Source organism: Streptomyces sp. CB02366, assembly GCF_001905905.1.
Classification (GTDB): Bacteria; Actinomycetota; Actinomycetes; order Streptomycetales; family Streptomycetaceae; genus Streptomyces.
The window spans coordinates 57,443-69,385 of record NZ_LIVT01000018.1 but is presented as its reverse complement, the minus strand read 5'-3'; the positions used below and the strand labels follow the sequence as shown (position 1 = coordinate 69,385).

At 71.4% G+C, this 11,943-nt stretch carries 6 protein-coding genes; all 6 read left to right on the top strand.

Annotated elements, in window-relative coordinates; all coding sequences use genetic code 11:
• Positions 1–279 precede the first annotated feature (279 nt).
• The 6 genes from AMK24_RS29665 (at position 280) to AMK24_RS29640 (ending at position 11,871) form a co-directional block, all read left to right on the top strand.
• On the top strand, positions 280–723 hold the full coding sequence (locus tag AMK24_RS29665) for a winged helix-turn-helix transcriptional regulator (protein WP_073771990.1): 444 nt from the start codon (positions 280–282) through the stop codon (positions 721–723).
• Positions 724–931: 208 nt separating this feature from the next.
• Complete coding sequence (locus tag AMK24_RS29660) at positions 932–1,912, top strand: DUF1702 family protein (protein WP_073771989.1); 981 nt, start codon at positions 932–934, stop codon at positions 1,910–1,912.
• 101 nt (positions 1,913–2,013) lie between these two features.
• Positions 2,014–2,994, top strand: coding sequence for a DUF1702 family protein (locus AMK24_RS29655; protein ID WP_073771999.1), 981 nt, complete (start codon positions 2,014–2,016; stop codon positions 2,992–2,994).
• Positions 2,991–4,919: a CRTAC1 family protein gene (locus tag AMK24_RS29650; RefSeq protein ID WP_079190688.1), complete on the top strand. Its 1,929-nt coding sequence runs from the start codon at positions 2,991–2,993 to the stop codon at positions 4,917–4,919. Before AMK24_RS29655 ends, AMK24_RS29650 begins: the two co-directional genes overlap by 4 nt.
• Before the next feature lie 2 nt (positions 4,920–4,921).
• Positions 4,922–6,055: an enediyne biosynthesis protein gene (locus AMK24_RS29645; protein WP_073771987.1), complete on the top strand. Its 1,134-nt coding sequence runs from the start codon at positions 4,922–4,924 to the stop codon at positions 6,053–6,055.
• Positions 6,052–11,871: a type I polyketide synthase gene (locus AMK24_RS29640; RefSeq protein WP_073771986.1), complete on the top strand. Its 5,820-nt coding sequence runs from the start codon at positions 6,052–6,054 to the stop codon at positions 11,869–11,871. Before AMK24_RS29645 ends, AMK24_RS29640 begins: the two co-directional genes overlap by 4 nt.
• The last annotated feature ends 72 nt before the right edge of the window (positions 11,872–11,943 follow it).

The window sequence follows — 11,943 nt, the reverse complement described above, 5'->3', positions numbered from 1 at the left end:
GGACCAGGTGCTCCGCCCAGTGCGCCACAACGATGAACAGGAACACACGCAGGCCGAGTTGGTGGTGACGGGTGTTGACGGCGTCGAGCCCGCCGCGAAAGGTGAGAGGTGACGTTCCGGTACTGATGGCCATGCCTGACCTCCACGGTCTGGGTGGGAGGGGAACAATCGCTCATCACACCAGTCCTCACACACGCGAGCCTCTTCCAACGTGCTCTCTTTCCTGTCACCTGACCGTCCCGTGGGTCCTGTGAAGCAACCCGAACGGTACGGTCGGGCATGCTGCCACGGACGTACGAAGGACAGGACTGCTCGCTGGCCCGTTCCCTGGAGGTGATCGGGGAGCGCTGGAACCTGCTGATCGTCCGCTCCGCCCTGCTGGGCGTCGGACGGTACGACGAGTTCCTGCGCCAGATGCCGATCTCCCGGAACGTGTTGGCCGACCGGCTCGGCCGCCTCGTCGATCTGGGCGTCATGCGGCGGGTCGTGTACCAGGAGAAGCCGGTACGCCACGAGTACCCGCTCACGCCCATGGGCCGTGAACTCACCGTCGCCGTGGTCGCGCTGATGCAGTGGGGCGACCGGAACCTTCCCGCGGAGCTGGGGCCGCCCCGCCAGGCGCAGCACGTCGGGTGCGACGGCGGCGTGCGGGTGCGGCTGGACTGCACATCCTGCGGGCGCGACGTCCACGAGGACGAGGTGGCGGTGCGCCGGATGCGCTGATCCCGGGCCGGCGCCGAGCGTGCTGATCGGGGCCCGCGAGGGCGGGCCCGCATGCCGCACGACATGAGTTGCTGACGCGTTCATCTACACCCAAACCCCTTATGGCACAAGGGTGTTGCGCATTTGCGAAGATGCCCTGATCTTTGCAGCGAGCCGACCATGAGGCCCTTCGCCACCCCCCTGGTGGCCGGTCGAGGGAGGCACACGCGTGGCATCGGCGACGGGATCTCTGCGCAGACTTCTCATGGCTCCGTCCCTGTTCGACGTGAGCTTCGCGGGCCGGGGGTTCCCGGTGGCCGAGACCGCCGCGACCCGCCAGCTGGAGACCATCCCCCAGACGGTGGTGACCGGTTTCGAGTGGGGCATCGAGTCGAAGAGCCTGTGGGAGACCGAGCGACGGCTCTCCCTGGTCGACGAGGAGCTGCGGGGCTTCGCCTACGAGGGCGCGACCATGGCCTCGGTGATCCGGGACTCGATGCCCGGCCGGGGGGGCCGCACCGCGGAACTGCTCCAGGGGACCGGACGCGGCCACATCTTCCTCAACTACATCGGCATCGGGTTCGCGATGGCCAAGCTGCCGAGGCCGCTGTGGAAGAAGGTCATGCCCGCGCTCGACGGCGAGGACTTCTACCCGCCGATGAGCTGGCTCGCGGTGGACGGGTACGGCTTCGACCGCGCCTACTTCGACCCGAAGCGCTGGGTGGACGGCCAGCGCCTGGACACCCCGTACGCCTGGGAGGGCCGGCCCGACTACTTCCAGCGGGCGGTGGACCAGGGCATCGGGCGCGCCCTGTGGTTCATCCACGGCGCCCGGGTGGAGGCCGTGTGCGCCGCGGTCGACCGGTTCGCCTCCGAGCGCAGGCCGGACCTGTGGGCGGGCGTCGGGCTCGCGGCCACGTTCGCCGGGTGTTCCACCGCGGCCGAACTGGACGCGCTGCGCGCCCGGTCGGGCGAACTGGCCGGGCATGTCGCCCAGGGCGCCGTCTTCGCCGCGAAGGCGCGCCACTTCTCCAAGACCGTTCCCGAGCACACCCGGACCGCGCTGCACGCGCTGGCCGGCCTCACCGTCGAGTCCGCCGCCGGCCTGGCCGACGACGCCGCGCCCCCCTCGGGCGCCGGCGACGGTGTTCCCAGCTATGAGATCTGGCGCAGATCGGTCCGTGAAAAGCTTCCGGTGAATTCCCCTTGAGCATTTCCGGAGTAGACATTCGGGCACCCCAATTGAATATGTTCGGCTGAACGAATAGGAATGTCAGGCAAAAGAATCGAGGGGCGGTCTTCCTGGTGTCCATGTTGCGTGCGCTGAGGCGCCGAGTTCTCACTCCCAATGTTCGGGAAACACGGCTGGAAACACGGGGCTTCCACATCAAGGACGCGGAGGCCAAGCACCAGTTGGAGACGGTCGGGACGAGCTTCCTGCAGGGGTACGCGTACGCGGTCGAGGCGCGTTCGGCGAACCAGGCCGTGGACTGGCTGGAGACTGTGCCCCGGGCCTTTCGCGGGTTCGCCTACGAGGGCGCCGGCATGGGCGCCGTCATGCTCGACTCCCTCACCGGGGGCAGCCGGAGGCTGACCGGGATCCTGGAGGGCGAGGGCCGGCGGCACAACTACATGATCTACGTCGGCATCGGGTGGGCGATGGCCCGGCTCCCCAAATTCCTGTGGCCCGACGTGACCGCGACCGACCCGGTGCTGCGCTGGCTGATCCTGGACGGGTACGGCTTCCACCAGGCGTACTTCAAGACGGACTCCTACGTCCGCGACCCCGCCGCCGAGCATCCCTTCACCTGGAAGGGCGGCCCGGACGCCTACAGTGCGCGCGCCATCGACCAGGGCATCGGGCGGGCCATGTGGTTCGTCGGGGGCACCGATCCCGACGTCGTGGCCGACCTCATCGGCGCGTTCCCCGAGCACCGCCACGCCGACCTCTACGCGGGCGCCGGGCTGGCCTGCACCTACGCGGGAAGCGTGGACGGGGACGAGCTGCGGCGCTTCGCCAAGCACGCGGGCGACCACCTGCCCAGCCTCGTACAGGGTTCCGCGTTCGCCTGCGAGGCGCGGGAGCGGGCGGGGACGACGATCGCCCACACGCACCTGGCCGCCCAGATCCTGTGCGGCGGGCGGACCCCGGCGGAGGCCGCGCGGGTGTGCACCGACGCGCGGCCCGCCACCTGCGCCGGCGGGGAGACCCCGGCCTTCGAGATCTGGCGGCGGCAGGTCGCCGCCACCATCAGTTCTGTTCCCCACACGCAGAAGGGCGCCGTCGCATGACACATCCAATTTCCTGGCTGCGGAAGCAGGCTCCGGGGGTCGTCGCACTCGCTGTCATGGTCGGCACTTTCTACGCGGTGAAGCCGTCGGAGTCCAGCGCCGCCGAGAAAAGGGAAATGGCGGAGAGTTTCGCTTTCGAGCCGATGGCGATATCCATGCCGGGCGGTTACAAGAAGCAGAGCGTCCGTAAAGTGAACAAGGCCTACAAGCACATCGAGGCGTGGATCTCCTCGGTCGGCGCCGGGGTCGCCATGAACGACATCGACGGGGACGGCCTGCCCAACGACCTCTGCATCACCGATCCGCAGATCGACCAGGCCGTCGTCACGCCCGCCCCGGCGCCCGGCCGCAAGAGCGCCTCGTACGCCCCCTTCGTGCTCGACCCGGCCCCGCTGCCCAAGAGCGACATCATGGCGCCGATCGGCTGTGTCCCCGGGGACTTCAACGAGGACGGCGCGATGGACCTGCTCGTCTACTACTGGGGCCGCACCCCGGTGATCTTCCAGGCGAAGAAGGAACCCGGCAAGGACACCACGACGATGGACCCGAAGTGCTTCGAGCCCGTCGAACTGGTCCCCGGCAGCAGTGGCAGCACCTACAAGGGGCCCCTGTGGAACTCCAACGCCGCGACCGTCGCCGACTTCGACGGTGACGGGCACAACGACATCTACATCGGGAACTACTTCCCCAACAGCCCCGTCCTGGACGACAGCGTGCACGGCGGCGTGACGATGAACGACTCGCTCTCGCACGCCCAGAACGGCGGCGGCGGCCACTTCTTCCGCTGGACCCCCTCCGGTTTCGAGGAGATCAAGAACGTCCTGCCGAAGGGCATCGACCGGGGCTGGACCCTGGCCGTCTCGGCCACCGACCTGGACGGCGACCAGCGCCCCGAGATGTACCTGGCGCACGACTTCGGGACCTCGGCCCTGCTGTACAACAGGTCGACCCCCGGCACGTTCAAGTTCAGCGAGGTCAAGGCCGTCCACACCGCGACCACTCCGAAGTCCAAGGAGATGGGCCGCAGCTCCTTCAAGGGCATGGGCGTCGACTTCGGCGATCTGGACAACGACGGCCTGTACGACGCCTTCGTCTCCAACATCACCACGTCCTTCGGCATCCAGGAGTCGAACTTCGCCTTCGTCGCGACCGCGCGTGACAAGGCGGACCTGCGGGCCAAGTTCCGTGACGGCGTCGCTCCGTACAAGGACGAGAGCTCGCCCCTCAACCTCGCCTGGTCCGGCTGGGGCTGGGACGTGAAGATGGGCGACTTCGACAACAACGGCGTCCAGGAGATCACCCAGGCGGTCGGCTTCGTCAAGGGCAAGCGCAACCGCTGGGCGCAGCTCCAGGAGCTCGCCACCGCCAACGACTCCCTGGTCAAGCACCCCCGCTTCTGGCCCCGGGTGGAGGAGGGCGACGACCTCGCCGGCGACCAGCACCTGCGCTTCTTCGTCCAGGACAAGGACGGCGAGGCCTACAGCGACCTGTCCAAACAGCTCGGTCTGGCCGTGCCCGTGCCCAGCCGTGGCATCGCCACCGGCGACGCCGACGGGGACGGCCGCCTGGACATGGTGGTGGCCCGGCAGTGGGAGGACCCGGTCTTCTACTGCAACATGAGCCCGGAGACCGGCGACCACCTCAACCTCAGTCTCACCGACGCGGCCGGGTCGCCCGTGATCGGCGCACAGGTCGCCGTGACCCTGTCCGACGGCAGTACCCGCCTGGGCCGGGTCGACGGCGGCAGCGGCCACTCCGGCAAGCGCAGCCAGGACGTGCACATCGGGCTCGGCCACGAGGTCGACGGCCCGGTGCAGACCCGTCTGACCTGGCGTGACCGCACCGGGCAGGTGCGCAACAAGGACCTCCAGCTGGCTCCCGGCAGGCACTCGCTGGAACTCGGCGCCGACGTGAAGGAGAAGTGACCGTGCCCGAAACCAAGACGCTCACGGCCGCCCCCCGGCACGACGTGAAGGTCACCACCGCCCTGCGCCGGTTCGCGATCTCGATCTCGATCCTCAACATCGCCGGGTACACCTTCCTCGGCTTCGAACAGCCCTGGTTGTGGCCCTTCATCGCGATCTTCACCGCCTACGTGGTGGAGATCGCGCTGGAGGCCGTCAGCGCCCGCGTCGACAAGCGGGCCCCCCGCTACGCCGGCGGGGGGTTCAAGGGGATGGTCGAGTTCCTCTTCCCCGCCCACATCACCGGTCTCGCCGTGAACATGCTGACCTACGTCAACGACCGCGTCTGGGTCATGGTCTTCGGCGTCGTCGTGGCCGTCGGCACGAAGTGGGTGCTGCGGGCCCCGCTCAAGGGCCGCATGCGGCACTACATGAACCCGTCGAACTTCGGCATCGCGGTGATCCTGCTCCTCTTCCCCTGGGCGAGCATCGCGCCGCCCTACCACTTCACCGAGTACCTGTACGGCCCGGCCGACTGGGTCCTCCCCGCGATCATCCTGGTCCTGGGCACCATGCTGAACGCGAAGCTGACCGGCCGCATGTGGCTGATCATGGCCTGGCTCGGCGGCTTCGTGGTGCAGGCCGTCGTCCGAGGGCTGGTGATGGGCACCTCCATCCCGGCGGCGCTCGGCATGATGACCGGTGTCGCCTTCGTGCTCTTCACCAACTACATGGTCACCGACCCCGGCACCTCGCCCTCCAAGCGGTCCTCCCAGATCTTCTTCGGAGCCGGGGTGGCGGCGATGTACGGCGTGCTGACCGGCCTCGGCATCGCCTACGGCATCTTCTTCGCCACCGCCCTGGTCTGCCTGATCCGCGGAGGCTACCTGTGGGGTCTGCACTTCCTCGCCAAGCAGCGAGAGGCGCAGGAGCGGCAGGCGCCTGCCGTCCACGGCGCCCACGACCGCCAGGACGCCCCGGTCGAACAGCTCGTGGCCGCCCCGGCGGCCCCGGCGACCGGGTCCGTAGCGGGAGGCGCCGCGCCGCAGCCGGCGACGGTCGTCCTCTCGGGCGACCCCTGCAAGGACGGCACCTGCTTCCACGGCAAGTGCGCAGCCGAACGAGCCACGAAGAACAAGGCGGCGGTGCCTGTATGAGCCGAATAGCCATCGTCGGGGTCGCCTGCACGTACCCCGACGCCACCACACCCCGGGAGCTCTGGGAGAACGCCGTCGCCGGACGGCGCGCCTTCCGCAGACTGCCCGACGTCCGAATGCGCCTGGACGACTACTGGAACCCGGACCCCGCGGTCCCCGACACCTTCTACGCCCGCAACGCCGCGGTCCTGGAGGGCTGGGAGTTCGACCGCGTCGCCCACCGGATCGCCGGCAGCACCTACCGCTCCACCGACCTGACCCACTGGCTCGCCCTGGACACGGCGACCCGGGCGCTGGCGGACGCGGGCTTCCCGGCCGGTGAGGGACTGCCCGCCGAGCGCACCGGAGTCGTCGTCGGCAACACGCTGACCGGCGAGTTCTCCCGTGCCAACGGCATGCGGCTGCGCTGGCCCTACGTACGCAGGGTGCTCGCGGACGCGCTCCAGGGGCAGGACTGGGACGACGACCGGCTCGGCGCGTTCCTCCAGGGGGTGGAGGAGGCCTACAAGAGGCCCTTCCCCGCCGTCGACGAGGACACCCTCGCGGGCGGCCTCTCCAACACCATCGCCGGCCGGATCTGCAACCACTTCGACCTGAACGGCGGCGGTTACACCGTCGACGGCGCCTGCTCCTCCTCCCTGCTGTCCATCACCACCGCGGCGACCTCGCTGCAGAGCGGCGACCTCGACGTCGCCATCGCCGGCGGTGTCGACCTGTCCATCGACCCCTTCGAGATCATCGGCTTCGCCAAGACCGGTGCGCTCGCCCGGAAGGAGATGCGGCTCTACGACCGCGGCTCCAACGGGTTCTGGCCGGGCGAGGGCTGCGGCATGGTCGTGCTCATGCGCGAGGAGGACGCGGTCGCCGCCGGGCACCGCGTGTACGCCTCGATCGCCGGCTGGGGCATCTCCTCCGACGGTCAGGGAGGCATCACCCGACCCGAGGTGAGCGGGTACCAGCTCGCGCTGTCGCGCGCCTACGACCGGGCGGGCTTCGGCATCGAGACCGTGCCGCTGTTCGAAGGCCACGGCACCGGTACCGCCGTCGGTGACGCCACCGAGCTCCGGGCGATCATGGGCGCCCGCGCCGCTGCCGACCCGCAGGCCCCGAGCGCCGTCATCACCTCCATCAAGGGCATGATCGGCCACACCAAGGCGGCCGCGGGGATCGCCGGACTCATCAAGGCCGTGATGGCCCTGGACTCCGGGGTGCTGCCCCCCGCCATCGGCTGCGTGGACCCCCACGACCTGCTCACCGACGAGTCCGCCAACCTTCGCGTCCTGCGCAAGGCGGAGGCGTGGCCCGAGGGCGCACCGCTGCGGGCCGGCATCACCGCCATGGGCTTCGGCGGGATCAACACCCATGTCGTCCTCGACAGGTCGGACGCCTCCGGGCGCCGCCCTGCCGTCAACCGCCGGACCACGCTGCTGGCCAACTCCCTCCAGGACTCCGAACTGCTGCTCCTGGACGGGGACTCGCCCGCGGCGCTGGCCCAGCGGCTGACGCAGGTGGCCGACTTCGCCGCGCAGGTCTCCTACGCCCAGCTCGGCGACCTGGCCGCGACCCTCCAGCGGGAACTGCGCGACCTGCCCCACCGGGCCGCTGTCGTGGTCACCTCGCCCGAGGACGCCGAGGTCAGGCTTCGCGACCTCGCCGGCACCGCCGGGGCCCGGGTGCCCGACGACGGCCCGGTCTTCACCCCGGACGGCCGTGCCTTCCTCGGCGCCGCCGTCGAGGGAGCCCGCATCGGCTTCCTCTTCCCGGGGCAGGGTTCCGGCACGTCAACGGCCGGGGGCGCGCTCGCCCGCCGGTTCACCGAGGCCGCCGAGGTCTACGCGCGCGCCGCACTGCCCACCGCCGGGGACATGGTCGCCACCCACGTGGCCCAGCCGCGGATCGTCACCGGTTCGACGGCCGGGCTGCGGGTGCTGGAGGCTCTGGGCATCGAGGCCGACATCGCGCTCGGCCACAGTCTGGGCGAACTCTCCGCCCTGCACTGGGCGGGAGCCCTGGACGCGGCCACCCTGCTGCAGGCCGCACGCACCCGCGGCGCGGCCATGGCCGCGCACAGCGCTTCGGGCACGATGGCCTCGCTGACCGCCACCCCGGAGGAGGCCGGGAGGCTCGTCGAGGGGCTCCCGGTCGTGATCTCCGGGTACAACGGCCCCCGTCAGACGGTGGTCGCCGGGACCGTCGAGGCCGTGGAGAGCGTGGGGGAGCGGGCGGCGGCCGCGGGGATCGCCTTCACCCGCCTGGCCGTGTCGCACGCCTTCCACTCGCCCCTCGTCGCCCCGGCCGCCGAGTCCTTCGGCGACTGGCTGGCGGAGGCGCGGCTGGGCGGAGTGGGGCGCCGGGTCGTCTCCACCGTCACCGGTACGGAGCTGGAGAGCGACACCGACCTCGCCAAGCTGCTGCGGCAGCAGATCACCGACCCGGTGCTGTTCACCCAGGCGGTCCGGGCGGCGGCGGCCGAGGTGGACCTGTTCGTCGAGGTCGGGCCCGGCCGGGTCCTGAGCACCCTGGCGGCGGAGACCGCCGGGAAGCCCGCCGTCGCGCTGAACACCGACGACGAGTCGTTGCGCGGTCTGCTGCAGGTGGTCGGCGCCGCGTTCGTGCTCGGGGCGCCGATCATCCCCGAACGGCTCTTCAACGACCGGCTGACCCGGCCGCTGGAGGTGGGGAAGGAGTTCCACTTCCTGGCCAGCCCCTGCGAGCAGGCCCCGGAGTTCACGCTTCCCGCGGCCGCTCGCGGTCCGCTCGTCCAGGAGTCCGAGGCCCCGGAGGCCGCGGAGGCCGGCGGTTCGGCGGGGGAGTCGGCGCTCGACGTGCTGCGCGCGCTGGTGGCCGAACGGGCTGAGCTGCCGACCGAGTTGGTCGACGAGAACAGCAGTCTCCTCGACGATCTGCACATGAGCTCGATCACGGTCGGTCAGATCGTCAACCAGACGGCTGTCCGGCTCGGCCTCTCCCCTTCCAGTATCCCGACCAACTTCGCCACGGCGACCGTGGCGGAGCTGGCTTCTGCTCTCACCACCCTGGTCGAGACCGGGGCGGACACGACGGCGGCGCCTGTCGTGACGGGTGCCGCGGCCTGGGCACGGCCCTTCTCCGTCGACCTCGACGAACTGCCCCTCCCCGCGGCCGTGGCGGACGAGAAGGGCGGCACGTGGGAGTTGTTCACCTCCGCCGACCACCCCTTCGCCCACGATGTCCGGCACGCTCTCCAGAACGCCGCGGTGGGCTCCGGGGTCCTGGTGTGCCTGCCGCCGGAATGCTCCGCGGACCAGCTCGAACTCGCGCTGGACGGGGCGAGGTCGGCCCTGGCGGGCAGCCGGGAGGGCCGCTTCGTCCTGGTGCAGCACGACCGGGGCGCGGCGGGTCTGGCCAAGACCCTGCACCTGGAGGCCCCCCACCTTCGGACCACCGTCGTCCACACCCCGGTGGCCGACGGGGCCGCGGACCGGGTGGCCGCCGAGGTCGCGGCGACCACGCACTTCAGCGAGGTGCACCTCGCCGAGGACGGCGCCCGGCGGGTGCCCGTGCTGCGGGCCCTGCCCTTCGCCCCGGACCGTACCGACCAGGTGCTGGGTCCGGACGACGTCCTGCTCGTCACAGGCGGCGGCAAGGGCATCACCGCCGAGTGCGCGCTGGCCGTCGCCGAGCGGACCGGGGCGGCGCTGGCGGTGCTGGGCCGCTCGGACCCCGGCAGCGACCAGGACCTCGCCGCGAACCTCGGGCGGATGCAGGAGAGCGGTGTCCGCGTCGCCTACGCGGCCGCCGACGTCACCGATCCGGTGCGCGTCGCCGAGGCGGTCGCCGAACTGACCGGGGCCCTCGGCCCCGTGACCGCCCTCCTCCACGGGGCGGGGCGCAACGAGCCGACGGCGCTCGGCGGGCTCGACATGGCCGCCGTCCGCAGCACGCTCGCCCCGAAGGTCGACGGGCTGCGCCATGTGCTGGACGTAGTCGGCGAGGAGAACCTCAAGCTCCTGGTCACCTTCGGCAGCATCATCGGCCGGGCGGGACTGCGGGGGGAGGCCCATTACGCCACCGCCAACGAGTGGCTGGCCGGGCTCACCGAGGACGTGGCCCGCCGGAACCCGGGCTGCCGGGCGCTGTGCATGGAGTGGTCCGTCTGGTCCGGCGTCGGCATGGGCGAGAAGCTATCGGTCGTCGAGTCCCTCACCCGTGAGGGCATCGTGCCGGTCTCGCCCGACCAGGGCATCGAGATCCTGCTGCGACTGATCTCCGACCCCGACGCCCCCGTGGTGACGGTGATCAGCGGCCGGACGGAAGGCATCGGAACCGTCCGGCGCGAGCAGCCCCCGCTGCCGTTGCTGCGCTTCACCGGGGAACCGCTGGTGCGCTACCACGGTGTGGAGCTCGTCACCGAGGCCGAGCTGAACGCCGGCACGGACCTCTACCTCTCCGACCACCTGCTGGACGGCAATCTGCTGCTGCCCGCGGTGATCGGCATGGAGGCCATGGTCCAGGTCGGCTCCGCCGTCACCGGCCGCCAGGACGTGCCGGTCATCGAAAACGCGCGGTTCCTGCGCCCGATCGTGGTGCCGCCCGGCGGCACGACCCGCATCCGGATCGCGGCCACCGTCACCGGCTCCGACCGTGTGGACGTGGCCGTCCACGCGCAGGACACCGGTTTCGCGGCGGAGCACTTCCGGGCGCGGCTGGTCTACGGGGGCGCGGCGATCCCGGAGGGCGCCCCCGACCAGGTGGGCCCGAAGGTGCCGGACGCCCCGCTGGATCCCGCGACCGACCTGTACGGCGGGGTGCTCTTCCAGGGCGAGCGCTTCCAACGGCTGCGGCGCTTCCACCGGGCCGCCGCACGGCACGTCGACGCCGACGTGGCGCTCGACGCGCCGTCCGGCTGGTTCGCCGGCTTCCTGCCGGGCACGCTGCTGCTCGCGGACCCGGGGATGCGTGACGCCCTGATGCACGGGAACCAGGTGTGCGTCCCCGACGCGACCCTGCTGCCGTCCGGCATCGAGCGGCTGTATCCGATGGCGGGCGGCGAGGATCTTCCGGAGCTGGTCCGCTACTGCGCGACCGAGCGCCACCGGGACGGCGACACCTATGTGTACGACATCGCCGTGCGGACTCCCGACGGCGCCGTCGTCGAGCGGTGGGAGGGGCTCACCCTGCACGCCGTGCGCAAGTCGGACGGCTCCGGGCCGTGGGTCGCGCCGCTGCTCGGCTCCTATCTGGAACGGACCCTGGAGGAAGTGCTCGGCGCCCATATCGACGTCGCCGTGGAGCCGGTCCCGGCGGGCTCCGGGGGGTCGGTGGCCGATCGCCGCAAGGCGACCGCACGGGTCGTCCAGCGGGCGCTGGGCGAGAGCGTGAAGGTGCGCTACCGGCCCGACGGCCGGCCCGAACTCGACGGTGTGCGCCGCCTGTCGGCGGCGCACGGCCCGGGGGTGACCCTGGGCGTCGTCGGTACGGCCACCGTGGCCTGCGACATCGAGGCGGTCACCGTACGCGGTGCGGAGGCGTGGGAGGGGTTGCTCGGCGAACACGGGAACCTGGCCGCCCTGGTGGTCAAGGAGACCGGGGAGGAGGCGGACACCGCGGCGACCCGCGTGTGGACGGCCGTCGAGTGCCTGAAGAAGGCGGGCCTGCCGGCCGGGGTGCCTCTCACCCTGGCCCCGCAGGCCAGGAGCGGGTGGGTGGTTCTGACGGCGGGCACGCTGCGCATCGCGACCTTCGCCACCACGCTGCGGCACGTCGAGGAACCCGTGGTGCTCGCCTTCCTCACCGACGGCGCGGAGGAACCGGCCCCCGGGAGGGCCCGCACATGAGCACGGACCCGGTGCGGGCGGGGGAGCAGCGCCGAGCCCCCGCCCGCCCCGGGCTCCCTTCCCCATCGATCC